The organism is Hymenobacter aerophilus DSM 13606, from assembly GCF_000382225.1.
Lineage (GTDB): Bacteria > Bacteroidota > Bacteroidia > Cytophagales > Hymenobacteraceae > Hymenobacter > Hymenobacter aerophilus.
This window is the reverse complement of sequence record NZ_KB907818.1, coordinates 42162-68381: the sequence shown is the minus strand read 5'-3', so window position 1 is coordinate 68381 and position 26220 is coordinate 42162. Positions and strand designations below refer to the sequence as shown.

The following is a 26220-nucleotide window of genomic DNA, read 5'->3' as shown; positions in this document are numbered from 1 at the left end:
ACGCTTAATTCTCGCTAAGCCACTGGGTGGCGTCGCGGCGGGAGGTGAAGTAGTTGAACTCGACCTGGTCGGGGGGGAGGGTGGAGGAGGCCAGCGAGTTGCCGATCTGGTACTGGTACTGGCCTTCCGAAACCAGGGCCGCAATGAACAGGGGCTGGGCCGGCTGCCGGGCCGTTACTTCGCTGAGCGGGGCAAACAGCTCCTCCAGATCGTCGGTGGGCGGGGCGTTGCGCTTGAGGTCGAGCAGCAGCTTGCCGATGTTCTGGGCCAGCATTTCTTCCAGCGCCAGCTGGTAAGCCTGCCCGAATGAAACCGACAGTCCGGTAGCTGAGTAGCTCAGCAGCAGCGTTTCCGAGTGAGAATCGAAGGTGAGAGAGGCGTCGGGAGAATGGTACAATACCATGCTAATTGAAAAATAACAAGCAAATGCGTTCAAAGTGCAATTATATGCAACTGCAAACGCTTGAATAAGGTTCAGTTACGGTAAAGGCGGCGCAAAATGTTTCATATATTCCGAACAAAAAATATTTTGCCTGAGAAAGTTTTCGCCTGAAGCGGCTGTCCGTCCGGCACTTACTCGCAGATCTTCATGGGCCACCTGTTCCCGGTTGCGTACCTTTGCGGTATTTTAACGGTCTATGTGGCGGAATCTTGCCCTGTTTGTAATTAAGAACCGCAAGCTGCTGGTGGGGCTGCTGGCGGCCATTACCGTGTTTATGGCCTGGGAGGCGCGCAAGGTCGAGATGACCTACGACTTCGCCCAGGTGGTCGCGCCCGACGACCCGGACATGGTGTATTTCCAGCAGTTCAAGCGCCAGTTCGGCGAAGACGGCAACGTGCTCGTGCTGGGCATGCAGGACAGCTCGGTGTACGAGCTGGGCAAGTTCAACCAGCTCCGGCTGCTCACCGACACGCTCAGCCGGGTGGAGGGCGTGAACGGCGTGCTAAGCGTCACGCGGCTGCCGCGGCTCGAAAAAGACACCACCAACCGCACCTTCCGGGCCGTGCCCATCTTCCACGGCCCGCCCGCCTCGCAGGCCGAGCTGGATTCGCTGATGCGGGTGGTAAACGAGCAGCAGTTTTATAAGGGCCAGTTGATTTCGCCTACCACCGGCGCCACACTGCTGGCCCTCACTCTTGACCCTAAATACCTCAATTCGAGCCGCCGCGAGGCCGTGATGGCCGAAATCCTGGGCCACGCCCACCAGTTCGAGCAGGACACCAAAATCCGGCTGCACTACGCCGGCCTGCCCTACGTGCGGGCCACGATGACGACCAAAGTGGCCTCGGAAATGAAGCTGTTCGTGGCCCTCACTATCGCCATGATGGCCCTGACGCTGCTCATGTTCTTCCGCACCTGGTCGGCGGTGGTGTTTCCGCTGCTGATTGTGCTGATTGTGGTAATCTGGTGCATCGGCAGCATGGTGCTGATGGGCTTTAAAATCAATCTGCTGACCGGCCTGATTCCGAGCATCATCATCGTTATCGGCATCCCCAACTGCACCTACCTGCTCAGCCGCTACCACTACGACTACCGCAAATCGGGCAACCAGGTGCTGGCCATGACGCGGGTGGTGCGCAAAATCGGCCTCGTGACGCTGATGAATAACACCACCACGGCCATTGGCTTCGTGGTGTTCTGCTTCACCAACATTGCCATTCTGTATCAGTTCGGGCTGGTGGCCACCATCAATATCTACGTCGCCTTTCTGGTGTCGTTTATTCTGATGCCCATCATCTTCACCATCCTGCCGCCGCCCACGGCCAAGCAACTCGACCACCTCGACGCCAAGCCGCTCATCAAGCTGCTGGAGTTTTTCGATTACCTGGTGCTGGAGCGCCGCCGCACGGTGTACCTGACGACGCTGGCGCTAGCCGTGCTGGCCGGCGTGGGCGTGAGCAAGGTGCGGGCCGTGTCGTACATGGTCGACGATTTGCCCAAGGATTCGTCGGTGAACTCCGACCTCAAGTTCTTCGAGCAGCACTTTAATGGAGTGATGCCGCTGGAAATTGTGGTGGATACCGGCCGGCCCAAGGGTCTGCTGAAGCTCAAGAACCTGGAGCGCATCGACCGGCTCGAAAACTACCTGCGCACCCAGCCCGTGCTGACGAGCCCGGTGAGCGTGGTAACGGCGCTGAAGGCGTCCAACCAAGCCTTCTACAACGGCAGCCCCGAGTTTTACCGCCTGCCCGACAACTCCGAGAAGAACTACATTTTCAGCTACCTGGCCCGCTCGCAGAACCAGCCCGGCGCCGAGGGCAACCTCACCAGCAAGTTGCTGCGCTCGTTCACCGATTCCACGATGCGCGAGGCCCGCATCTCGCTCAAAATTGCCGACATCGGCTCGCAGAACCTCGACACGCTGCTCAGCAACCAGATTCGGCCCCAGATTGACAAAATCTTCAAGGGCACCGACCTCACCGCCCGCCTCACCGGCACCACCATCATCTTCACCAAGGGCAACGAGTTCCTGATCGGTACGCTCAAAAGCAGCCTGCTCCACGCCTTTATTCTGGTGGGTTTGGTGGTGCTGATCCTGTTCCGCTCCTTCCGGACGGTATTCTTCGCGCTGCTGCCCAACTTCTTTACGCTGCTGCTCACGGGCGGCATTATGGGCTACTTCGGTATCCCGCTCAAGCCCAGCACAGCCCTCATTTTCAGCATCGCGCTGGGCATTGATGGCGACAACTCCATTCACCTGCTGGCCAAGTTCCGGCAGGAAATGGCCATCAACGGCCGCCGGGTGCGGGCCGCCATCAGCACCACGCTTTCGGAGGCGGGCACCAGCATGATTTACACCAGCATTGTGCTGTTTCTGGGCTTTTCGGTGTTTGCCTTCTCGGAGTTTGGCGGCACTAAGGCCCTGGGTCTGCTCATGTCGGCCAGCCTGCTCATTACCAACTTCTCCAACCTGATTCTGCTGCCCTGCCTGCTCGTTACCTTCGAGCACGGGGCCGACGAAACTACCATCGACCAGTCCAGCATCCGCCACTACGACGACAACTACCAACCCGAGGACGACGACCTGGAGCTGGATTTGGGACGGATGCGGAAGAGTTAGTCGTCTTCTTCTAGCCTCTAGTCGCCTCACCCCCTAGCCCCCTCTCCGAAAAAGGAGAGGGGGGAACTAGTCTAAAAATTGAATTCGAATTCTAGCGCTAGCTCGTTGCACCTATATCTAGTTCCCCCTCTCCCCCTGGAGAGGGGGGCTAGGGGGTGAGGCGACTAGAGGCTAAATAGCTCAACATAAAATGTCCTACCCCGAATACAAGCAGCCGCTCAATTACGGCCAGGTTGGCACCGATATCCTGGCCTGGTGGAAGCAGCACCACATTTTTGAGAAGAGCGTGAGCAGCCGCGAGGGCCAGCCCACGTTTGTGTTCTACGAGGGGCCGCCCTCGGCTAACGGCGCCCCCGGCATCCACCACGTGATGGCCCGCACCGTGAAGGACATCTTCTGCCGTTACCAGACGCTGCTGGGCAAGCAGGTGCCCCGCAAGGGCGGCTGGGACACCCACGGCCTGCCCATTGAGCTGCAGGTGGAAAAGGAGCTGGGCATCACGAAGGAGGATATCGGCAAGAAAATCAGCATCGAGGAGTACAACCAGCGCTGCCGCGAAACCGTCATGCGCTTCAAGGCCCAGTGGGACGACCTGACTGAGAAGATGGGTTACTGGGTGGACCTCGACGACCCCTACATCACCTTCGAGCCCGAGTACATCGAAAGCTGCTGGGCGCTGCTCAAGAAGCTCTACGACAAGGGCCTGCTCTACAAGGGCTACACCATCCAGCCTTACTCGCCAGCGGCCGGCACCGGCCTGTCCTCGCACGAGCTCAACCAGCCCGGCACCTACCGCGACGTGAAGGACACGACGGTGGTAGCCCAGTTCAAGGTGGTGTTGGATTCAGTTTCGGAGAAGCTGTTTGTAGCAGCCGATGCTTCACAACGTACTACCACGACACCGGAAGTCTTCATCTTAGCTTGGACGACGACGCCCTGGACGCTGCCCGCTAATACGGGCCTGGCCGTGGGGAAAAACATTCCGTACGTCCTCATTTCAACATTCAATCCCTACACCTACGCCCCTATTTACGTGGTGCTGGCGAAGGCTTTAGTAAGCAAATATTTCACGGAGAAGGGGTTTGCGGCGTCGTTTGAAGGCTACGCCGAAAGCGACCACAAACTGTTGCCCTGGCGGCAGGTCGCCGAATTCACCGGCGCCGACCTCATCGGCATCCGCTACGAGCGCCTCTTCGGCCACGACAAAGGTTTTCCAGCCTTCGAGAACGAGGAAAACGCCTTCCGCGTGATTCCCGGCGACTTCGTGACCACCGAGGACGGTACCGGCATCGTGCACATCTCGCCCACGTTTGGCGCCGACGACTTCCGGGTGGCCCAGCAGAACGGTATTCCGGCCCTGCTGCTGGCCGACGCCGAGGGCAAGCTCGGCCCCATCGTGGACCGCACCGGCCGCTACGTGGCCCAGATGGGCGAATTCGGGGGCCGCTGGGTGAAGAACTACGACGGCCACGACCAGAGCGGCGCCGACTACAAGACCCTCGACGAAAGCATTGCCATCCGCATGAAAGGCGACGGCACGGCCTTCAAAGTGGAGAAGTACGAGCACACCTACCCGCACTGCTGGCGCACCGACAAGCCCGTGCTCTACTACCCCCTCGACTCGTGGTTTATCAAAACCACGGCCGTCAAGGACCGGCTCATCGAGCTCAACAAAACCATCAACTGGCAGCCCGCCAGCACCGGCACCGGCCGCTTCGGCAACTGGCTCGAAAACCTGGTGGACTGGAACCTGAGCCGCTCGCGTTACTGGGGCACGCCGCTGCCCATCTGGCGCACCCAGGATGGTACCGAGGAAATCTGCATCGGCTCGATTGAGCAGATGAAGCAGGAGATTGACAAGGCCGTAGCGGCCGAAATCATGACCCACAACCCCTACGCCAACGGCGAAAAGGTGGACCTGCACCGTCCCTACGTAGACGATATTTTCCTGGTGAGCCCCAGCGGCCAGCCCATGTACCGGGAGCCGGACCTGATTGACGTCTGGTTCGACAGCGGCGCCATGCCTTACGCCCAGTGGCACTATCCGCTCGAAAACGCCGAGCAGTTCCACCAGAATTTCCCGGCCGATTTCATTGCCGAAGGCGTGGACCAGACCCGCGGCTGGTTCTTCACGCTGCACGCGCTGGCCGTAATGCTGGAAGACTCGGTGGCCTACAAGAACGTGATGGCCAACGGCTTGGTGCTCGATAAGAACGGCAACAAGATGAGCAAGCGCCTCGGCAACGCCGTCGACCCGTTTGCCACCATCGCCCAATACGGTCCCGACGCCACGCGCTGGTACATGATTGCCAACGCCCAGCCCTGGGACAACCTCAAGTTCGACCTCAACGGCATCACGGAGGTGCAGCGCCGTTTCTTCGGCACGCTGTTCAACACCTACTCGTTCTACGCCCTCTACGCCAACCTCGACGGCTTCCGGCCGGGCCAGAAACCGCGCGTGCCGCACGCCGAGCTGGGCGAGCTGGACCGTTGGGTGCTGAGCAAGCTGCAGTCCTTGATTCAGGAAGTGCGCGGCCACTACGACGCCTACGACCCTACCAAGGCCGCCCGCGCCATCCAGGATTTCGTGACCGACCAGCTCTCCAACTGGCACGTGCGCCTCTCGCGCCGGCGGTTCTGGAAGGGCGAGCTGACCACCGACAAGCGCGCCGCTTACGAAACGCTCCAGGAGTGCCTCGAAGTGGTGGCCCAGCTCATGTCGCCCATCGCGCCCTTCTTCGCCGAGTGGCTGTTCCAGAACCTCAACACTGCCGCCCCCGCCGCCGAAAAGGCCGAATCCATCCACCTGACGCTGCTCGTGCAGGCCGATGAGGCCCGCATTGATAAGGCGCTGGAGGAGCGGATGGAGCTGGCCCAGCGAATTTCCTCGCTCACCCACTCGCTCCGCAAGAAGTCGGTGCTGAAGGTGCGCCAGCCGCTACAGCGCATCCTGGTGCCGGTACTCAATGACCGCACCCGCGAGCAGGTGGGCAAGGTGGAAGACCTGATTTGCGCCGAGGTGAACGTGAAGCACGTGGAGTTCCTCGACGACACCAGCGGCGTGCTGGTGAAGTCGGTGAAGCCCAACTTCAAGCGCCTGGGCCAGCAGTACGGCCCCAAGCTGAAGGTGGTAGGCGCCCGTATCCAGCAGATGACGGCCGCCGAAATCAGCCAGCTGGAGAAGGAGGGAAGCCTACGCGTGGAAATTGAGGGTGAAACCTATACCCTGGCTCCCGACGACGTGGAAATCCGCACCGACGACTTGCCCGGCTGGCTCGTGGCCACCGACGGCCCCCTCACGGTAGCCCTCGACGTGACGCTGACCGACGAGCTGCGTCAGGAAGGCGTGGCCCGCGAGCTGGTGAACCGCCTTCAAAACCTGCGCAAAGACAGCGGCCTGGAAGTGCAGGACAAAATCCGCGTAACGCTGGGCCAGCAGCCCGAGCTGGAAGCCGCCGTACAGTCGTTCGGTGACTACATCCGCGAGGAAATCCAGGCCCTCAGCCTCGATTTCGCGGTTGATGTGAACGGTGATTCCGTGCTCGAATTTGACGACTATCAGGTGCCTGTGCGGCTGGAAGCGGCAACTGCCTGAGGCTGAAGCGCCAACCGCCGGCCCCAAACCGGCGGTTGGCACACCGGCGCATAAAGCCCGGAGCCGGCCCCAAAATCCGGCTCAAAAGGGCACAAACCGACCACCAGAACATATACCGCTGGGCAGATAGCCGGGCTCCGAGGCCACGGGACCAAGTCTAAAAATCTTCGTCCCTTTGTGCTACGAGAGGAGGGAGGGAACAACGCTGACAGCCTGTCAGAGCGAAGTCTCACTTCTCACATCTAACCTCTCACTTCTAAAAAAATGAAGTACTGGAAATACTACCTCGTGGCCTTGCTCGTCATCGTCATCGACCAGCTCTCGAAATGGGCCGTGCACCGCTACATGCCCATGGGCATGGCCGGCGAAATCCCCGTGTTCGGCGACTGGTTCAAACTGCACTACACGCTCAATCCGGGCATGGCGTTCGGCGTGGAGCTGCCCGAGCCCTTCGGCAAGATGTTCCTGACGCTGTTCCGGCTGGTGGCCGTAACGGGCATTGCCTACTACATTTACCGCCTCTGGAAGCAGCACGCGCCCAACGCCCTCATTATCTGCATCTCGCTGATTCTGGGCGGCGCCATCGGCAACCTCATCGACTCGATTTTCTACGGCGTCATCTACAACAACGCGCCCTTCGGGGCACCCACGCCCTGGCTGCACGGGCAGGTGATTGACATGCTCTACGTGGACATCTACGAAGGCATCCTGCCCTCCACCTGGCCGTTGGTGGGCGGCTCGCACCTCTCGCTCTGGCCCATTTTCAACATTGCCGATGCCGCTATTTTCGTGGGCGTGGCCCTGATTCTGCTGTTCCAAAACCGCTTCTACGGCCAGCATTTCGAAGCCGCCGAAGCCGAGGAGCGCGCTGCCAAAGAAGCCACCCAGGCCCGCCGCGACGCCGAGGCGCCGGAAGTAGCGTAGCAACAGAACGTCATTCAGAGCGAAGCGAAGAATCTCGCAGGCTGACGTTGAGTTACCATTTCAATGTCAGCCCGCGAGATTCTTCGCTTCGCTCTGAATGACCACACCCGTTAGACGGCCCGCCATCAGGTGGGCCGTTTGCGTTTGAAAACAAGCAGCGTTTCGCCCTGCTATCTTTACATCCATGCCCGTTCCCATTCTCTCCGTCCGCGACCTGACCATCGACTTCCATAGCCACCGGGGCAACACGCGGGCCGTGGAGGGCATTTCGTTTGATTTGCACCGGGGCGAGACGCTGGCCATCGTGGGCGAGTCGGGCTCGGGCAAGTCGGTTACTTCGCTGGCCCTGATGGGGCTGGTGCCGATGCCGCCCGGCCGAATAGCGAGCGGCGAGGCCCGGTTTCAGAGCGAAGCGCTGGGCGAGGTAGACTTGCTCACGCTCTCCGACGAGCAGCTGCGGCAGGTGCGCGGCAACGACATTGGGATGATTTTTCAGGAGCCCATGACCTCGCTGAACCCGGTGTACCACTGCGGCCCCCAGGTGGTGGAGGCCCTGCGCCTGCACACCAGCCTAACCGAGCAGGAGGCCCGCGCCCGCACCGTCGAGCTGTTCACGATGGCCCGCCTGCCCCGGCCCGAAAAGATATTCGCCAGCTACCCCCACGAAATCAGCGGCGGCCAGAAGCAGCGCGTGATGATTGCCATGGCTATGGCCTGCAACCCCGCCCTGCTGATTGCCGACGAGCCCACCACGGCCCTCGATGTAACGGTGCAGGCGCAGGTGCTGCGCCTGATTGATGAGCTGCGCCGTGAGCACGATACAGCCGTCATCTTCATCACCCACGACCTGGGCGTGGTAGCCGAAATAGCCGACCGGATTCTGGTGATGTACCGCGGCCGGGTGGTAGAACAGGGCCCCGTGCTCGACATCTTTACTAACCCCCAGCACCCCTACACCAAGGGCCTGCTGGCCTGCCGCCCAAAACTTTCGGTAGGCCGCAAAAAACTTCCCGTAGTGGCCGATTTCATGCGTGAAACGGCCGATGGGGGCTTTATAAGCACTGAAACCAATACGGCGCAAGTACTTGAGGCTGAAATGGCTGCTGAGGTTGAGATTGTACCTGCCAGCGGAACCGATACCACCAAAATGTTTCCCGTGGAACATTCTGTTTCACGCCCCGAAACCCCGCATTTTGGCCTCGAATCGGCCCCCAGCGCCGAATCGGGCCTGCCGTTGCCGCTTACTGCCGACCCGCTGGCGGAGGCTTCTCAGGCAACTGTGGCCGACCCTGAGGCTCCCGCCTCTTCTGCCTCTTCCGTGACCTCCGCATCCCCCGTGTCCCAGGGCTCAAGTCCTGGGCTAATTAGCGCGCCGGAGGGTGAAGAGGAAATAGGTAGGAGAGGGGGCGAGGCAGGGGCAAATGAAGCTTCAGAAGCTGCCGTTGCCTCCCACTTCGTAGCCCAGGGTTTCAACCCTGGGACAGCAGGTCCTCGGAGCCCGCTTCTGGAAGTCGAGAATCTGAACGTGTACTTCCCGATTCGCAAGGGCTTTTTCAGCCGCAAGCCGGAGTTTGTGCGGGCGGTGGATGGGGTGAGCTTTGCCATTTATCCCGGCGAAACGGTGGGGCTGGTGGGCGAATCGGGCTGTGGCAAAACCACGCTGGGCCGGGCGCTGCTGCGGCTGGTGGAACCAACCGGGGGCCGCATCCTGTTCGGGGGCGACGATTGGGCCACGCTGCCATCCGAAGCCCTGCGGCGGCGGCGGCGCGAGCTGCAGATGGTGTTCCAGGACCCCTACGCCGCCCTCAATCCCATGCTGACGGTGGGCGAGGCCATCTGGGAGCCCATGCGGGTGCATGGCGTGGGTGGCAGCGCCGAGCAGCAGCGCGCCAAGGTGCTGGAGCTGCTGCGCACGGTGGGCCTGCGCGAGGAACACTTCCAGCGCTACCCCCACGAGTTCAGCGGCGGCCAGCGCCAGCGCATCTGCATTGCCCGCGCCTTGGCCCTGCAACCCAAGTGCATCATCTGCGACGAGTCGGTTTCGGCCCTCGATGTATCGGTGCAGGCCCAGGTGCTCAACCTGCTCAACGACCTCAAACGCGAGTTCGGTATCACCTATCTATTCATCACCCACGACCTGTCGGTGGCCCGTTTCATGAGCGACCGGCTGCTGGTCATGCGGCAGGGCCAAATCGTAGAATCCGGCCCCGCCGCCGACATCTACGCCAACCCCCGGCACGAGTACACCCGGCAGCTACTGGCCGCCATTCCCCGCGACTCGCCGGCTGATATTCGCGCCGCCGTAGCCGGTAGGCAGTAGCGCGAAGCTTCCGCTTCGCGTATTGTTGCTGACGGTCGTGCGTAGGCGTTCATCGACACACGAAAGCAGAAGCTTCGCGCTACACCTCGCCCCGATATAGTTATTCCCCGTTATATTCCGTAGTATCTTCCGGCGCCGACTGTGCCGCTCCCTTTTTCATTTTCCCGGAGGCAATCAACCGACTGCCTTCCCCAATTCAACCTCTGCCGCCTGAGAAAACGAACATACCGGCGGCCCGATTCCATGAAACAACCCTCTCAACCGGCCCCCCGCGCCTCCCGCGCGAAGGCCTCTGCCACCGAGTCCGCGGCCGCCGCGGCCCCCATCAGCCAGGACCAGATTATGCGGATTTTCCGCGACAACCCTGGCAAAGTACTCACCTACCGCCAGCTCTCGCGCCGCCTCGGCGTGACGACCAAAGACCAGCGCGAAGTGGTGTTTGCCCATCTGCGCGAGCTGCGTCAGGAAAACCAGCTGCTGCTGATTCAGAACGACGAGTACCGCCTCACCGACGAGGCCCAGGCGGCCCTGGCCGCCGCGCCCAAGGGCCGCCGCAAAGGCGCGAAGAAAGGCGAAGCCGACGATGAGCCGGAAGCCCCGGCCGCGCCGGTTACCGAGCCCGGCGAGCTGCCGGCCGGCAAGCGCCTGCCCCGTGGTGGCCGGGTGGTCGAGAGCGAGTTTGGCCAGGGTCCCATGGTGCACCGCCGCCGCGAGGCCGGATTCGACTTTGCCGACGCCGACGACCCGCAGGCCCCGCGCCGCCGCCGCGAAAGTGGAGGCGACACCATCGTGGGCACCGTGGCGCTGGCCACCGACAAGTATGCCTTCGTGATTAGCGAGGAGACCGAGAACGACGTGCGCGTATTCACCGACCGGCTCCAGTTTGCCATGCAGGGCGACACCGTGCGCCTGCGCTTGCGCGGCTCGCGCGACGGCCGCCCCGTGGGCGACGTGGTAGAGGTGCTCGACCGCAAGCGTCCCGAAGTGGTGGGCCGCATCCAGATTCGCGACCACGTGGCCTTCGTGAAGCCCGACAACCGCAAGCTTTACTTCGATGTGTACGTGAGCCACGACGACCTGAACGACGCCCAGAACGGCGACAAGGTGCTGGTCCACGTCACCGAATTTCCGGAAGATGGCTCCGACCGGTCGCCGGCCGGCGTGGTAGTGCGCAGCTTCGGACAAGCGGGTGGCAACGAGGCCGAAATCAACGCCATCATGGCCGAGTTTGGGCTGCCGTTTGAGTTTCCGGCCGAAGTGGAAGCCGAGGCCCAGGCCATGTCCGACACCATCTCGGAAGAGGAAATTGCCCGCCGCCGCGACTTCCGCGACGTGACGACCTTCACCATCGACCCGGCCGACGCCAAGGACTTTGACGACGCGCTTTCTATTCAACAACTCGAAAACGGGCACTGGGAAATTGGGGTGCACATTGCCGACGTGACGCACTACGTGCGCCTCGACACGGCCCTGGAAAACGAGTCGCGCACCCGGGCTACCTCGGTGTACCTCGTGGACCGCGTGATTCCGATGCTGCCCGAGCACCTGAGCAACGGCCTCTGCTCGCTGCGGCCCAACGAGGACAAGCTCACGTTTTCGGCCGTGTTTGAGTTGGATGAGAACGGCAAACTGTACTCCACCTGGCTGGGCAAAACCATCATCCACTCCGACCGGCGCTTTGCCTACGAGGATGCGCAGGAGCGGATTGAGGGCCTCGAATCGGACTACACCCAGGAGGTGCAGCTGATGAACCGCATTGCCAAAAAGCTGTGCGCGGCCCGCTTCCGGCAGGGCGCCATCAGCTTCGAGACGCAGGAAGTGAAGTTCCGCCTCGATGAGAACGGCAAGCCGCTGGGCGTGTTTGTGAAGGAGCGCAAGGACGCCCACAAGATGATTGAGGAGTTCATGCTGCTGGCCAACCGTAAGGTGGCCGAGTTCGTGTTCAAGCTGAAAAAGACCAAGCCGCGCCTGACGATGGTGTACCGGGTGCACGACTCGCCCGACCCCGAGCGTCTGCAGAATTTCGCTCTGTTCGCCAAGAAATTCGGCTACCAACTCGACCTCAAAAACGTGCAGAAGCTCAGCACCGAGCTCAACGACCTGAGCACCGAGGTGGTGGGCCGCCCCGAGCAGAACGTGCTCCAGACGCTGGCCATCCGCACCATGGCCAAGGCCACCTACACCACCGACCCGCGCGGGCACTTCGGCCTAGCCTTCGAGCACTACTCGCACTTTACCTCGCCCATCCGCCGCTACCCCGACATGATGGCCCACCGCCTGCTCGAGCACTACCTCGAAGGCGGCAAAAACGTGGACCCCGAGCCCGTGGAGGAGGAGTGCAAGCACTCGTCGGAGCGCGAGAAACTGGCCGCCAGCGCCGAGCGGGCCAGCATCAAGTTCAAGCAGGTCGAGTTCCTGCAGGACCACATCGGCGAGCAGTTTACCGGCGTGGTGTCGGGCCTCACCGAGTGGGGCATGTATGTGGAAATTGCCGAGAACAAGTGCGAGGGCATGATTCGCATCAGCGACATTCCCGGCGACTACTTCGAGCTTGACAAGGACAACTACCGCCTCGTGGGCCAGCGCAGCAAGCGCATCATCCAGTTCGGCGACGAGCTGCAGGTGGAGGTGAAGGCCGTGAACCTGCTCGACCGCACCATCGACTTCGCCCTGGTCGACGACCGTCCCGACGCCGTAAAGCAGCGCGAGCAGCAGGAGCGCCGCGAGAATGGTGGTGGCAGCCCCCGCGGCTACCGCCCCGAGCGGAGCAACGGCAAAGGCGGCCGCGCCGATGGCAAGAACAGCAGCAACAGCGCCAACGGCCGCAGCGACGGCAAGAGCAGCAAAGGCGGCGGGGGCAAGCGCCGCCGGTAACGCCCTGTTGGGTTAGCATAACAACCAAAAACGGTCATTCAGAGCGAAGCGAAGAATCTCGTGTGCTGACGTCGTTGCCATAGTAGTCTTAACGTAGGACTGCTATGGCAACGACGTCAGCACGCGAGATTCTTCGCTTCGCTCTGAATGACCGACGGGTTCTGGCTTCCTCAACCTATCGCAACCCGCCGTACCTTTCCCTGCTCAACCTGAATCCTTGCATGGACCTTTCTTTCTTCACCGCTAAACTCACCGCCGGCCTCGCCGATTTGCGCTACGGGCAGGAGCCGACGAGCCTCTACGAGCCCATCCGCTACATCATGGGCCTGGGCGGCAAGCGCATCCGGCCGGTGCTCACGCTCATGGGCGCTCACCTGTTCACCGACGAGCTGGAGGCCGTGGTGAAGCCCGCGCTGGCCACCGAGGTCTTCCACAACTTCACCCTGCTCCACGACGACCTGATGGACCAGGCCCCGTTGCGCCGCGGCCAGCCCACGGTGCACGAAAAATGGAATCCCAACGTGGCCATCCTGAGCGGCGACGTGATGCTGGTGCGCGCCTACGAGCTGCTGTTTGATGTGCCCGCGCCCCTGCTGGCCCCGCTGCTGCGCCGCTTCTCCCAAACCGCCGCCGAAGTCTGCGAGGGCCAGCAGTGGGACATGGAGTTCGAAACCCGCACCGATATCAGCATCGCCCAGTACCTGGATATGATTCGGCTGAAAACGGCCGTGCTGCTGGGTTTCGCGCTGGAGCTGGGCGCCCGGCTCGGCGGGGCTTCGGAGGCCGATGCCGACCACTTGCGCCAGTTCGGGGTGGACATTGGCCTGGCCTTTCAGCTGCGCGACGACCTGCTGGACGTGTACGGCGACGCGGCTACCTTCGGCAAGCGCGTGGGCGGCGATATTCTCTCCGACAAAAAGACCTTCCTGCTGCTCACGGCCCAGGCCCAGGCCAGCCCCGCCCAGCAGGCTGTGCTGGCCCAACACATCGGCCAGCCGGTGGCGGATAAGGAAGCCAAGATTGCCGCCGTGCGCGCCATCTACGACGAACTCGAAATCCGCCCCCAGACCGAAGCCCTTATCAACGACTACTTCGTGGACGCCCTGCAGCACCTGGAGCGCGTGGCGGCCCCCGAAACGCGCAAAAAGCCCCTGCACCAGCTGGCCCTGCAGCTGCTGGAGCGCGAGCAGTAGGAGCGGCTAAAAGAACGGTTGGGTAAAGGACTGTCATGCTGAGCGAAGCGGAGCGGAGTCGAAGCATCTCGCGTGCTGATGTTGCCATGCTAACTCTAACGTCAGGATTACCACTGCACGCGAGATGCTTCGGCTCCGCTCCGCTGCGCTCAGCATGACACCGTTCTTTTATCCGTCACCTGCTCACCGTCACCTGCTCACCCCATCACCTCCTCACCTCCTCACCCCATCACCCCATCACCACTAATCCCCCTGAATGGAATTTTCCGCCACCCTGGTGCTGGCCGTGCTCACGGTTGGCATTTCGCTCTACGCCTGGTCGAACCCGGCTTTTCTGGAATCCTGGATTCTGGAGCCCTACACGGTGCGCCGCCGCGGCGAGTGGTACCGCTTCATCACCTCGGGCTTTCTGCACGCCGACTTCACGCACCTGCTGTTTAATATGATTGCCTTCTACTCGTTCAGTCGGGTAGTGGAAACCATTTTCGCCTATGCTTTCGGGCCTACGATGGGGCTGCTGTGGTACCTGCTGCTGTACCTGGGCGGCATCATCGTGTCCGATATTCCCACGTATCTGCGCCACCGCAACGACCCCGGCTACCGCTCGCTGGGGGCCTCGGGGGGCGTGTCGGCGGTTATCTTCTCGGCCATCCTGTTCAACCCGGTGGCCGGCCTCTACATCTTTCCGCTGCCCTTCGAAATTCCTGGTTTCATCTTCGGCTTCCTCTACCTGGGCTATTCCTACTACATGAGCCAGCGCCAGGGCGACAACATCAACCACGACGCCCACTTCTACGGCGCCCTCTACGGCGTAGTGCTCACGCTGCTGCTGATTCCGCGGGCGGCCCTCATTTTCTGGGAGCAGATTCAGGGATTTATCGGTAACTACTTGTAAATCAATGATATAATATAGTTTATCTTGAATTATTGATATCTATTTTCGGTTCATTGCGTAAAGGGTCCCATATCTCTCCATTCCTTAATTTTCCCTGCCATGAACGCCATCAACACGCTTACCAAACGCCTGCCCGGTGCCGGCCTGCTGCTTTCGCTGCTCACAGTTTCACTGCTCAGTTCGTGCAGCCGTTTCAACAACGACGGCAGCCTGGCTACCTGGGGCTACGTTATCCTGGCCCTCGACGTATTCGTGCTCTTCGACATTTTCCGTCAGGACTGGGGCATCGGCAAGAAAATCCTGTGGGCCGCCATTGTGTTCTTTTTCCCGCTGGGTGGCCTGATCCTGTACTTCCTGTTTGCCGGCCGCGGTAAATCCAGCACCTAAGCCCACCAAATAGTCAGTTGGCTAGCAACAGAAAGCCCCGCTGTACCTCGGTACGGCGGGGCTTTCTGTTGGTGCTATATGCGTTTGGCGAGGCTTACTTGCCGCCCACCAGCCGGAGCTTTTCCATGCGGGCAACGTGCTTTAGAATATCGCCGGTATTCGTGATTTCAGTGGCCTGCCAGTAGTCGCCGCGCTTGCGCATTTTCACTTCCAGCACCATCGTGGTATCGTAGCGGGGCTGGGTGAACTCCAGGCCAACGAGGGCCTGCTCGCCTTCTTCGCGCGAGTAGGCAATGCCCCGGAACTTGCTGTTCTCGCCGACCACCTTGCTGGCCAGCCCCATCATCGACACGTTGACCAACCGCTTGGGCGCGGCGGCGGTGGCGGCCTCTACCGAGCCGGTTTCCACGTAGCGCTGCACTTCTTTGCGGGCCGCCTGGGCCAGCTGCGGCTTGAGCAGGCGCAGGGCACCGGTCATGGCCATCCCGCCGGGGTTGAGCACGCCCAGCGCCGAGCCGTTTTTGGCCACGTCGTCCACGAGGCTGCCCGTTACGCTGTTCACATCCACATACCGCTCGAAGGCCGCCGGGTCGTGGTCGTCGATGGCTTTGTAGGCCTGCATGAGCGAGTATTCGGGGGCGGTGCGCACCTTGTAGTAGTAGAGGTAGGCCCCAACGCCCACGGCCGCGAGTATGATGAGGAGGAGGAGTTTTTTCATGTGGTGGAGAGTTAAAGCGTAAGAAACCGGGATTGAGAAAGTAAAAGTAGCCCGATTTGCTTACGCCGATGCGCTGGCTGCGTAAGCAACTGCGCCGGCTACACCGCTGTGCCCGGTGCTGCCTATACGTTTATGTTGTTGCCCTTTTCCGGCCACTTGCCCGAGGTGCATGGCCACCGCGGCTGCCGCGGGTTGCGGCCCGAGAACACGCTGCCCGCTTTCCGCGAAGCCCTGCGCTTGGGCGTTGATGCCATAGAGCTGGACGTGGTCGTTTCGGCCGACCGCCAGGTAGTCGTTTCGCACGAGCCCTGGATGTCGGCGGCTATCTGCCGGCTGCCTTCCGGCGAGCCCATCGCGCCTACCGAGGCTCGCCAGCACAACCTCTACCAGCTGCCCTACGCCCGCATCCGGGAATACGACTGCGGCCGCACGCGCCACCCCAATTTCCCGGAGCAACTGCCCGCGCCGGCCTATAAGCCGCTACTGCGCGAAGTAGTAGCCGACCTCGAAAACCTGACCCGGCAGCTGGGCCGCCGCCCGGTGAATTACAGCGTCGAAATCAAGAGCGAGCCGGCTCACGACAGCCTGTTTCAGCCCCCGCCCGTCGCGCTGCTGGCACTGGTGCTGGCCGAGCTGCAGGCCCTGCAAATCATGCCCCGCACCATGCTGCTCTGCTTCGATAAGCGCGTCCTGCAACTGGCCCGACGTGCGGTGCCCACGCTGCCGCTATGCCTGCTCATCGAGGACGCTTTACCACTGGCGGACCACCTGGCGGCGCTGGGTTTCACGCCGGCCGTAGTCGGCCCCGACTTCCGGCTATTAACGTCCGCCCTAGCGGCCCAGCTGGCCGCGCAACATATCCGGCTAGTACCCTGGACCGTGAACGAGCCGGCTGACCTGCGGGCAGTACTGGCGCTGCATCCCTGGGGGATCACCACCGACTACCCCGACCGTTTGCTGGCTATGCGCCAGGAGCTTTATTCTCTTTAAGCTAATGCGGTGTCTGTATCACTCGTTGCTTGTTTACTGTAACGTAACGCCTGTAACTGTCAATTGTAACAACGCTGTACTGTGTAATGTGTTCCATTGTGTATCATAAATGTTCGTAAAGTTAATTTGTTGCATGAACGTATTTGTTGCCTTTGGTTACGTAAAATGTATTGATCATATTTACAGCATCATCACTGTTACAACCGTTCTATATGTCGCACCAGGGCGAAATACTGCAGGAAGCCATCAAAAATAGCGGAATTTCGATTACGCGGATTGTGGACGATCTTGGTATTACACGTCCGACTATGTATCGCCGGTTCAAAGAGAAGGAGCTTGATTACACCTTTGTAAAGCAAGTGGGCGATATTATCGGACACGATTTCTCCAATGAGTTTACATCATTGCAACAGTCTGCTTTGCCTTTTACTGTTACACCAGTGTTACGAAGCGTAACTAATGTGTCCGATAATCAGAGTGCCTCCCGTTCCACTGTTACAGTTTCAGCCGACGGTGATAGTATAAAACAGCTGATGGTGCTGCAGCAGAAGTATATTGCCCTGCTGGAAGCGTATAATGAGCTTCTGCTGAAAGTGTACGGCCCTAAATAGAACAGATATGTTCCACGTGAAACATATCTGTTCCTGGCAACGGTTAAACGACGGATGAAACAATAGGTGGAATAAGACCTTATCGAGGCTTATAGCGCGTGATATTAGTGTCCGCTTGATTGGCTAAGTGTAGCGAAACAAGCGGTGGTTGCGTCGGTATTAAAGGCCGATAAGGAACGAGCGTGTAACCCAAGGTAAACACGGTAGGGGAGGGGCGAGGTGGCCCGGGGGAAGCCGTAGCTTTGCGCAACCAATCCCTGATCCAGCTACCAGTTTATGCCCCCATTTGTGCTCCCCGAATACCGTTCGGTTTCCTATTCACGCGTCACGCTTACCGAGCTGATGATACCATCGTATGCCAACTTCGGGGGCAAGATCCACGGCGGAATTCTGCTCTCGCTGATGGACAAAGTGGCCTATGCCGCCGCGTCCCGCCACGCCGGTAACTACTGCGTAACCGTGAGCGTGGATGGGGTGAATTTTATGCAGCCGGTGGAGGTAGGCGAGCTGGTGTCGCTGCTGGCTTCAGTGAACTACGTGGGGCGCACCTCGCTGCTGGTGGGCATCAAGGTAACGGCCGAGGATGTGCGCACCGGACTGGTGAAACACACCAACACCAGCTACTTCACCATGGTGGCCAAAAACGAGGCCGGCCAGCCCACGCAGGTGCCCGGCCTGGAGCTGGAAACGCGCGACGACATCCGCCGCTTTCAGGAAGCCATCAAGCGCCGGCAGTTCCAGCAGCAGTACCGCGAGCAGTTCGATAATGCCCGTAGTACGCTGGCAATAGATGACCAGATGGGGCTGCTGGACAACGAGCGTTGCCGGATTGTGCACTAATACTGGCACACCCTTTAAGCAGAACTGCCCAGGGTAGGGGCTAGGGGCGAGAACTGCACCCACCCAGGTTCAAGCTGTCGAACGGATTTGTTTGTGGAACGTGAATGACCAGCGGTAAAAAGCGCAGTTTCCATTACTCACTAGTACAACAGCAGGCAGCCAGCATAACCAAGAGTAGCATTACTCAAGAAGTGCTCTTCACGGCGAGACGGTTCAAAAAGCTGAAAGGGCGTTATGCGGAGTGCAGCCGAAACAGCTGCACTCCGCATAACGCCCTAATTGATTCCAGCTGTCAGCTACCAGCTAAACAGCTCCTATAGGAACACCACTTCCTTGATGACATCCTCGCCGACTTCGGCGTTCAGGTTAGCCAGTACTTTGGTTTTGGCCATCACCAGCTCGTGCTTGAGGGGCGCCGACGACAACCGCACGAACAGCTTATTGTTGCTCACGTAGAGCTGCTGGGTTTTCAGAGCTACGGCCTTGCCCATCACCTTTTCCCAGCTGGCTACCACCGTCACCTCATTCAGCTTGCCCTGGAGGCGGTAGGCGCGGAGCATAGACGTGATGCTGTCTTTGAGCGAGACAATATCAGCCTTGCGGGAATTTTCGGGTGAATACGGTTTTTTGTAGGCCATTTCAGTAAGTTAACGCGCGAGGAAAACGCCCCGCTGGCTAACTCAACAAAGATACCCCGCCCGCTGCCTACAACCGCACCACGGTACCGGCCTGCACCCGAAAACGGCGGATATCCTCCGACAGCTCCAATAGCACCCGGTCGGTGCGTTCGAGATGCGTGTCGGTCAGGAAAATCTGGCCGAAGGTGTGGTTGGCCACCAGCTGCATCAGGCGGGTGATGCGCTTCTCGTCGAGGCGGTCGAAGATGTCGTCGAGGAGCAGTAGCGGCTTTTGGCCCTGGCGCTCGGCCAGCAGCTCGAACTGCGCCAGCTTGAGGGCTATGACGAACGACTTCTGCTGGCCCTGCGAGCCGTAGCTCTTCACTGGCTTATCGTCCATCAGGAAGGTAAAGTCGTCGCGGTGGGGGCCGGTGGTGGTGCGCTGCAGCGTCAGGTCGCGGCGCTCCTGCAGGCGCAGCAGCTTGCCGAAGTCGGCGCCGGGCAGCTCGCTCTTATACGTGAGCGTGACCTGCTCCTGGCCATCGGCGAGCTGGGCATAGTGGTGCTGGAAGAGCGGCTCGAACCCCACCAGAAACTCCTGGCGGCGCTGCACCAGCTGCTCGCCCAGCGGCGCCAGCTGCTCGTCAATCGTCAGCAGGTAGTCGCGGTCGTAGCCGGCCTGGCGGTCGGCGGCCAGCTTGAGCAGGGCGTTGCGCTGCTTGAGCAACTGGCTGTAGCGGATGAGCAGCTCCAGGTACTCGTGGTCGAGCTGCGACATGAGGCTGTCGAAATACTTGCGCCGTTCCTCGCTGCCCTGCCGGATCAGGTCGGTATCGTAGGGCGAGATGAGCACCACCGGGTAGCGGCCAATGTGGTCGGACACCCGCTCGTAGGGCTGCTTGTCGTGGAGCACGGTTTTCTTCTGGCCCACCCGCAGGCTACACTGAATGGTTTCGGCCGGGGCCCCGGCGGGCCGGTCGCCGAACCGGCCGCGCACCACGAAAAACTCCTCGCCCTGCCGGATGCTCTGGGCATCGGCCGTGGTGAAGGCGCTCTTGGTCAGCGACAGGTAGTGGATGGCATCGAGCAGGTTGGTCTTGCCGCTGCCGTTGTCGCCGATAAAGCAGTTGATGTGCGGGGAAAAGGCGAGCTGGGCTTCTTCGTAATTCTTGAAGAAGAGCAGGTGGAGGTTCTCCAGATTCATGCGCGGGGTTCGGACATTGCCATCCTTTTACGTACTTTCGCCTCCCAAACGCGAATAATCGAAACTAAGATGGCGGAGACGAAAGTACAGGCTACGGCCAAGGCTTCCAATTCGGCGAAGAAAACGCCCGCACCCAAGGCTGCCGCCAAAGGCAAAGCTGTGGAAACGGCCGAACAGCCCCAGAACGTGAAACCGGCCGCCAATAAAGCGGCCAAGGAGGCTACCGACGCGCCCAAGGCCTCGTCGCCGGCCAAAGCCGAGTATTCAAAGGAAACCTACCTGACCTGGTACGAGCAGATGGTGCTCATGCGCAAGTTCGAGGAGAAGGCTGGCCAGCTGTACGGTCAGCAGAAGATTAAAGGCTTCTGCCACCTCTACATCGGCCAGGAGGCCTGCGTCGCCGGCACCGTCTCGGCCCTGACCAAGGATGACAAGCACATCACCGCCTACCGCGACCATGCCCACCCGCTGGCGCTGGGCACCTCGCCCAATGCCGTGATGGCCGAGCTGTTTGCCAAAGCCACCGGCTGCTCTAAAGGCAAGGGTGGCTCGATGCACATCTTCGACAAGGAAGTAAACTTCATCGGCGGCCACGGCATCGTGGGGGCACAGGTGCCGATGGGCGCCGGCATTGCCTTCGCCGAGAAATACAACAAGACCGGCAACCTGTGCGTCTGCTCGATGGGCGACGGCGCCGTGCGCCAGGGCGCCCTGCACGAGGCCTTCAACATGGCCATGCTCTGGAAGCTGCCGGTCATCTTCGTGATTGAGAACAACGGCTACGCTATGGGCACCTCGGTGCAGCGCACGTCCAACGTAACGGAGCTCTACACGCTCGGCGAGTCGTACGATATGCCCTCCGAGCCGGTAAATGCCATGAACGTGGAGGATGTGCACGAGGCCGTGGCCCGCGCTGCCGAGCGCGCCCGCGCCGGCGAAGGCCCCACGCTGCTCGAGTTCAAAACCTACCGCTACAAGGGCCACTCGATGAGCGACCCGGCCAAGTACCGCACCAAGGACGAGTTGGAGGACTACCGTTCGCGCGACTCCATTGAGGCCGTACGCCACACCATCCTTACCCACAACCTGGCTACCGAAGCCGAACTGGAAGCCATCGACGAGAAGATCAAGGCCCAGGTGCAGGAGTCGGTGGAGTTTGCCGAGAAGTCGGACTACCCGACCGCCGACGAGCTCTACCACGACGTGTACGTGCAGCAGGATTACCCCTACATCCGCGACTAGCTTTTTAAGCTGTTAGCTTAGAGCGGCCAGCTGAAAGCTTTCGTTCTTAAGTAAACGGTTTTCATCGGCTAACCAGAACAGAGCTAAAAGCCAACAGCTACTAGCTATCAGCTAAATTTTCCCATGTCCAAGATTCCTTTTACGGGTAAAAGCCAGCAGGCCCGCCAGCAGCGCGTGGTGAGCACCGACCCGCTTGCCCCCGCCCAGGCCTACAACCCCGAGCACCCGCTCATGGAAGACCCCGACGCGCTGGCTATGCGGCTGGTTGAGTCGGAGGATTTTGTGCGCCGCAACAAGAACGTGCTGCTGGGCCTGCTGGCCGTAGTGGTGCTGGCCGTGGCCGGCGGCTTCGGGTACTACCTGTGGCGCAACTCGCAAAACGAGAAGGGCCAGGCCGCCATGTTTCAGGCCGTGAGCTACTGGGAAGCCGACTCGCTGCAGAAGGCGCTGAAGGGCGACGGCCGTAACTTGGGCCTGGAGCGCGTGGCCTCCGAGTACGGCGGCTCCGATGCCGGCAACCTCGCCAGCTTCTACGCCGGCGTGGCCGCCCTCAAGGAAGGCCAGTACAAAGCAGCCATCGACTACCTCGAAGACTTCAGCGCCGACGACTACCTGGTGCAGGCCCGCGCCTACTCGCTTATCGGCGACGCGCACCTGGAACTCAACCAGCCCAAGGAAGCCGCCGACTTCTACAACAAGGCCGCCAACTACAACGCCAACGAGTACTTCTCGCCCGCCTACCTGCTCAAGGAAGGCACCGCCCGTGAGGTAGCCAAGGATTACGCCGGCGCCATTACGGCCTACGACAAAATCCTGACCGCTTACCCCGCCGCCGCCGAAGCCAACGAAGCCAAGCAGTACAAGGCCCGCGCCGAAGGCCTGAGCGGCAAGTAGCTTTGCCAGAGCTGTTAGCTGATTTCAGTTATAGGCTTGATTTTCAAAAGTATACGAGCAAAAAGGTAGCCTTCGGGCTGCCTTTTTGCTTTAGATGAGTAGCCGGCCGGCGGGTCTATCTTTGCCATCGGCAACTTTTCTGGGTGAAAAATGCCCGCTAGCACCGCCAGATTTGGGTGGTTGCTTTCTGTAAATAATTGTCCTACAAAACATAAGCTACTAGCTAGCAGCTATTAGCCAACAGCTCAAAACACATGGCTACTTCTCTCAAGAACCTGAGCGACTACACGTCCGACCACTTCGTTGACATCTCCGAGAAGCGTTTCGGGCTGGTGGTGGCCGAGTGGAACCGCGAAATCACCGACACGCTGGCCCAGGGCGCCTACGACACGCTGCTCAAGCATGGCGCCAAGCCCGAGCACATCTTCCGCAACACCGTACCCGGCAGCTTCGAGCTGACGCTGGGGGCGCAACTGTTGGCCCAGCACGACGAGATTGACGCCGTTATCTGCCTGGGAGTAGTAATTCAGGGCGAAACCAAGCACGACGACTATATCTGCCACGCCGTGGCCAGCGGTATCACCAACGTGGGCCTCAAGTTCAACAAGCCCGTCATCTTCGGCCTCGTAACCACCAACACGCTGGAGCAGGCCTGGGACCGGGCCGGCGGCAAGCACGGCAACAAGGGCGTAGAGGGCGCCGTGGCCGCCATCCACATGCTGGGCTTCTAACCTTACAAAGTGCCCACCCGCCCCGGTAGCCTCTTGAGCAGTAGCCAGCGCGCCCCTTTTGGGGAACGAGTTGCCAGTTAAGCAGGGTTGGTGCGCATCCGCCGACAAAACCGTAGCTTTGCGGCCGATTACCGATCAGGGGCATCAGGTAGCCAGCGTTTTCAGGCTTCCGAAGCGCAGTTGGGCAAACCAATTCGTTTGGGCTGCTGTTGGCCTTGCTTTAGCGGGCGCCATTGCACGCCAACTGACCGGTGTCGTTTTCCACCCGCATTCCAATCCCACCTTCTCACTATATCTTCCTGTAACGTCATGAGTGAAGCACCCCTACGCTATTCCAGGGAAGAACTGGCCGAGTTCGAGCAAATCATCCAAGATAAGCTGACCGCCGCCCGCAAGGAGGTTTCCTTTATCAAAGAAACCCTGAGCCGCAAAAACGACTCGGGCACCGACAACACGGCCTCTTCGTCGAAGGTGCTGGAAGACGGCGCCGACACGGCCGAGAAAGAGAGCATGAACCAGCTGGCGTCGCGCCAGATGAAGTTCATCCAGCAGCTCGAAAACGCGTTGGTCCGCATCAAGAACGGCACCTACGGCGTGTGCATCGGCACCGGCAAGCTCATCCAGAAGGAGCGCCTGCGGGCCGTGCCCCACACCCAGCACTCCATCGAGGCCAAAATGGCCCGTCGCGACTAATTAGTAGAATACTTGTCATTCTGAGCGGAGCGAAGAATCTCGCCAGCAATAGTAATTCCTGACGACAGAGTTGCTTATTGCTGGCGAGGTTCTTCGATCCGCTCAGAATGACAAGTATTCTACTAATACCTGATTAAATCAGCCCGGACGGGCTGCCTGCGTTCCGCCCCCGGCGGAGCCGGGCGGCCGGTCCGGGCACTGTTTTCCCCGGAGCTTCGTTGCAAAGCCTTCTCCGAATTATTCACCGGTACCGTAGCGATACGGCACGCACGCTTTTACCACTATGGGTAAGAAACACCACTCCGACGACGCGCCCAAAGGCCGCGGCCGTTTCAGCTCCGACCGCAACAACTCCGGTTCGGACCGCAAATTCATTCAGCCCGGCCAGGAGCGCGCCAACCGCGAGCAGAACCGCTTCGGCGCCGGCCGCAGCACCGACGACAACCGCCGTGGGGGCGAAGGCCGCCGCAACGACTACGACGCCCGCCGCGGCAACGACCGGCCGGGCTTTGGTGGTCGGCCCGCCGAGGGAGGCTTCGGCAACTCGCGCCCGTTTGGTAACCGGGGCGGCGGCAATTTTGGTGGTGGCCCGCGCAAGTTCGGCGAGGGAGGTAGCTTCGGCCGCGACGAGCGGCGCGGTGGTGACAACCGTTTCGGCCGCGACGAGCGCCCGGCCCGCGACAGCCGCTTCGGCGGCGGCGATGCGCGCAACGCCGGCCGCAACGACGACCGGCGGGATAACCGCCGCGACCCACGGCGGGAAGGTGGCTTTGGTGGTGAACCGCGCGACGAGCAGCGGGACGAGCGGCCGGTGCGCAACTTCGAGCCCAAGCAAACCTGGGGCGGGCAGCCCTACCGTCGGCAGGACGGGGAGCAGGCCGTACCCCGCGGGATGCCCGGGGAGCGCAACCGCAAATTCATCAAGCAGAACCCCAACGCCGCCGACGAGCCGCGACCGGAAGCGCCGCGCCCCCGGGCCCAGGAAGATTTCGCGGGCTCGCGCGAGTACGGCCCCGACCGCCCGGTGCGGCCGGCCCGCGCTTTCGACCCCGACCGCCGGCCCGAGAACCTCGCCCCCCAGCACCCCGATTTTTCCGACGAGAACACCTACCGCGCCACCCGCCGTCCGGCTGGTGAAGGCGACGACCAGGAGCGGCGCGAGTTTGGCGACCGGAAGCCTTCGGGCTTTGGCGGCGGCGCCAGCGGCGAGCGGCGCGGCAGCTTCGAGCGCCGCGACAACCGGGATGGCCGCGACAGCCGCGACCGGCCCGAGCAGCGCCCCGAGCGCCGCCCCGACCGGCCCGCCCGCCGGCCCGATTCGGATGCGCCGCGTGGTGCCTTCGGGCACGCCGAGCGCCGGGAGGAGCGGCCCCGCCGCGCCTACGACGAGCGGCCCGGCCGCCCGGATGCCGCGGCTGATTCGAACCAGGCCGGCAAGCGCAAGCGTGGCGAAGTAGCCGGCGAAGCGCCCGACTACAAAAACCTGCGTCACTACGAGGAAGACAAAACCCGGGGCAACAAGCGCCGCCGCGAGCAGCCCGAGCAGGACCCGGCCGACGGCACGGTGCGCCTCAACCGCTACATTGCCAACGCCGGCATCTGCTCGCGCCGCGACGCCGACGCCCTGATTGCGGCCGGCGAAATAAAGGTGAACGGCGAAGTGATGACGGAAATGGGCTACCAGGTGCAGCCCTCCGACACGGTGCAGTATGGCAAGACCATCCTCAACCGCGAAAAGCAGGTGTACCTGCTGCTCAACAAGCCCAAGGATTTCCTGACGACCACCGACGACCCCGAAGGCCGCCGCACCGTGATGGAGCTCATCCAGAACGCCTCGAAGGAGCGCGTGTTCCCGGTGGGCCGCCTCGACCGCAACACCACGGGCCTGCTGCTGTTCACCAACGACGGCGAAGTGGCCCAGAAACTCTCGCACCCCTCGCACCGCAACAAGAAAATCTACCAGGTAGAGCTCGACAAGCCCCTGACCGAGGACGACCTGCGCCAGATTGCGGCCGGCGTGGAGCTGGAAGATGGCAAAGCCGAGGTGGACGACGTGGCCGTGGTGGCCGGCAACCCGCACTTTGTGGGCGTGGAAATCCACATTGGCCGCAACCGCATTGTGCGCCGCATCTTCGAGCACCTGGGCTACGATGTGGTAACCCTTGACCGGGTGCAGTACGCGGGCCTGACCAAGAAGGACCTGCCCCGCGGCAAGTGGCGCTTCCTCAACGAAAAGGAAGTTATCCGCCTCAAGTATTTCATGTAGGCTGGCAACCCCGGGGGCCCTTCAGGGTATCCGGGGTTAGGAAGAACGTCATTCAGAGCGCAGCGAAGAATCTCGCGTGCTGACGGTGCTACAGCGCGCCAACGGCTTCACGCGAGATTCTTCGCTGCGCTCTGAATGACGTTCTTTAACTGACAACCCATTAC

Annotated in this window: 20 protein-coding genes; 16 read left to right on the top strand and 4 right to left on the bottom strand. The window is 61.2% G+C overall.

Annotated elements, in window-relative coordinates; genetic code table 11:
* Positions 1 to 4: 4 nt before the first annotated feature.
* Positions 5 to 403 (bottom strand): hypothetical protein, encoded by a 399-nt coding sequence (locus H145_RS0113855; protein WP_019948759.1) that lies wholly within the window; start codon positions 401 to 403, stop codon positions 5 to 7.
* A 235-nt stretch (positions 404 to 638) separates the two neighbouring features.
* Between H145_RS0113855 and H145_RS0113850 the strand changes: the two genes are divergently transcribed.
* The 8 genes from H145_RS0113850 (at position 639) to H145_RS23760 (ending at position 15250) form a co-directional block, all read left to right on the top strand.
* On the top strand, positions 639 to 3062 hold the full coding sequence (locus tag H145_RS0113850) for an efflux RND transporter permease subunit (protein ID WP_019948758.1): 2424 nt from the start codon (positions 639 to 641) through the stop codon (positions 3060 to 3062).
* A gap of 190 nt (positions 3063 to 3252) precedes the next feature.
* The gene (gene ileS / locus H145_RS0113845; protein WP_019948757.1) at positions 3253 to 6657 is read left to right on the top strand and encodes an isoleucine--tRNA ligase; all 3405 of its coding nucleotides are present in this window, start codon (positions 3253 to 3255) and stop codon (positions 6655 to 6657) included.
* Between the two features lie 264 nt (positions 6658 to 6921).
* On the top strand, positions 6922 to 7581 hold the full coding sequence (locus tag H145_RS0113840; RefSeq protein ID WP_019948756.1) for a lipoprotein signal peptidase: 660 nt from the start codon (positions 6922 to 6924) through the stop codon (positions 7579 to 7581).
* Positions 7582 to 7765: 184 nt separating this feature from the next.
* Complete coding sequence (locus H145_RS24780; protein ID WP_019948755.1) at positions 7766 to 9901, top strand: ABC transporter ATP-binding protein; 2136 nt, start codon at positions 7766 to 7768, stop codon at positions 9899 to 9901.
* 243 nt (positions 9902 to 10144) lie between these two features.
* The gene (gene rnr / locus H145_RS21355) at positions 10145 to 12775 is read left to right on the top strand and encodes a ribonuclease R (RefSeq protein WP_019948754.1); all 2631 of its coding nucleotides are present in this window, start codon (positions 10145 to 10147) and stop codon (positions 12773 to 12775) included.
* A gap of 221 nt (positions 12776 to 12996) precedes the next feature.
* Positions 12997 to 13968, top strand: a complete 972-nt coding sequence (locus H145_RS0113825; RefSeq protein ID WP_019948753.1) for a polyprenyl synthetase family protein — start codon at positions 12997 to 12999, stop codon at positions 13966 to 13968.
* A gap of 256 nt (positions 13969 to 14224) precedes the next feature.
* A complete protein-coding gene (locus tag H145_RS0113820) occupies positions 14225 to 14863 on the top strand; it encodes a rhomboid family intramembrane serine protease (RefSeq protein ID WP_019948752.1) in 639 nt (212 codons plus the stop codon).
* A gap of 99 nt (positions 14864 to 14962) precedes the next feature.
* Positions 14963 to 15250, top strand: a complete 288-nt coding sequence (locus H145_RS23760; RefSeq protein ID WP_019948751.1) for a PLD nuclease N-terminal domain-containing protein — start codon at positions 14963 to 14965, stop codon at positions 15248 to 15250.
* A gap of 94 nt (positions 15251 to 15344) precedes the next feature.
* On the opposite strand, the gene H145_RS0113810 is transcribed toward H145_RS23760, so the two are convergent.
* Entirely contained in the window at positions 15345 to 15968 is a 624-nt protein-coding gene (locus H145_RS0113810) for a DUF2939 domain-containing protein (protein ID WP_019948750.1), read from the bottom strand.
* 132 nt (positions 15969 to 16100) lie between these two features.
* Here H145_RS0113810 and H145_RS0113805 point away from each other — a divergent pair, with 132 nt between their 5' ends.
* From H145_RS0113805 to H145_RS0113795, 3 genes are all read left to right on the top strand, one after another.
* A complete protein-coding gene (locus H145_RS0113805) occupies positions 16101 to 16958 on the top strand; it encodes a glycerophosphodiester phosphodiesterase family protein (protein WP_019948749.1) in 858 nt (285 codons plus the stop codon).
* A 212-nt stretch (positions 16959 to 17170) separates the two neighbouring features.
* Positions 17171 to 17569, top strand: coding sequence for a hypothetical protein (locus tag H145_RS0113800; protein WP_019948748.1), 399 nt, complete (start codon positions 17171 to 17173; stop codon positions 17567 to 17569).
* Between the two features lie 276 nt (positions 17570 to 17845).
* Positions 17846 to 18409, top strand: a complete 564-nt coding sequence (locus tag H145_RS0113795; protein ID WP_026351519.1) for an acyl-CoA thioesterase — start codon at positions 17846 to 17848, stop codon at positions 18407 to 18409.
* A gap of 314 nt (positions 18410 to 18723) precedes the next feature.
* On the opposite strand, the gene H145_RS0113790 is transcribed toward H145_RS0113795, so the two are convergent.
* Positions 18724 to 19047, bottom strand: a complete 324-nt coding sequence (locus tag H145_RS0113790) for a DUF721 domain-containing protein (protein ID WP_019948746.1) — start codon at positions 19045 to 19047, stop codon at positions 18724 to 18726.
* Positions 19048 to 19114: 67 nt separating this feature from the next.
* Entirely contained in the window at positions 19115 to 20230 is a 1116-nt protein-coding gene (recF, locus tag H145_RS0113785; RefSeq protein ID WP_019948745.1) for a DNA replication/repair protein RecF, read from the bottom strand.
* A 69-nt stretch (positions 20231 to 20299) separates the two neighbouring features.
* Between recF and pdhA the strand changes: the two genes are divergently transcribed.
* From pdhA to H145_RS0113760, 5 genes are all read left to right on the top strand, one after another.
* Positions 20300 to 21472 carry a pyruvate dehydrogenase (acetyl-transferring) E1 component subunit alpha gene (gene pdhA / locus H145_RS0113780; protein WP_019948744.1) on the top strand — a complete coding sequence of 391 codons (1173 nt, stop codon included), beginning with the start codon at positions 20300 to 20302 and terminating at the stop codon, positions 21470 to 21472.
* Between the two features lie 123 nt (positions 21473 to 21595).
* Positions 21596 to 22366, top strand: coding sequence for a tetratricopeptide repeat protein (locus H145_RS0113775; protein WP_019948743.1), 771 nt, complete (start codon positions 21596 to 21598; stop codon positions 22364 to 22366).
* Between the two features lie 254 nt (positions 22367 to 22620).
* Positions 22621 to 23097, top strand: a complete 477-nt coding sequence (gene ribH, locus H145_RS0113770; RefSeq protein WP_019948742.1) for a 6,7-dimethyl-8-ribityllumazine synthase — start codon at positions 22621 to 22623, stop codon at positions 23095 to 23097.
* A gap of 309 nt (positions 23098 to 23406) precedes the next feature.
* A complete protein-coding gene (locus H145_RS0113765; protein WP_019948741.1) occupies positions 23407 to 23790 on the top strand; it encodes a TraR/DksA family transcriptional regulator in 384 nt (127 codons plus the stop codon).
* Between the two features lie 283 nt (positions 23791 to 24073).
* Positions 24074 to 26056 carry a pseudouridine synthase gene (locus tag H145_RS0113760; RefSeq protein ID WP_019948740.1) on the top strand — a complete coding sequence of 661 codons (1983 nt, stop codon included), beginning with the start codon at positions 24074 to 24076 and terminating at the stop codon, positions 26054 to 26056.
* The last annotated feature ends 164 nt before the right edge of the window (positions 26057 to 26220 follow it).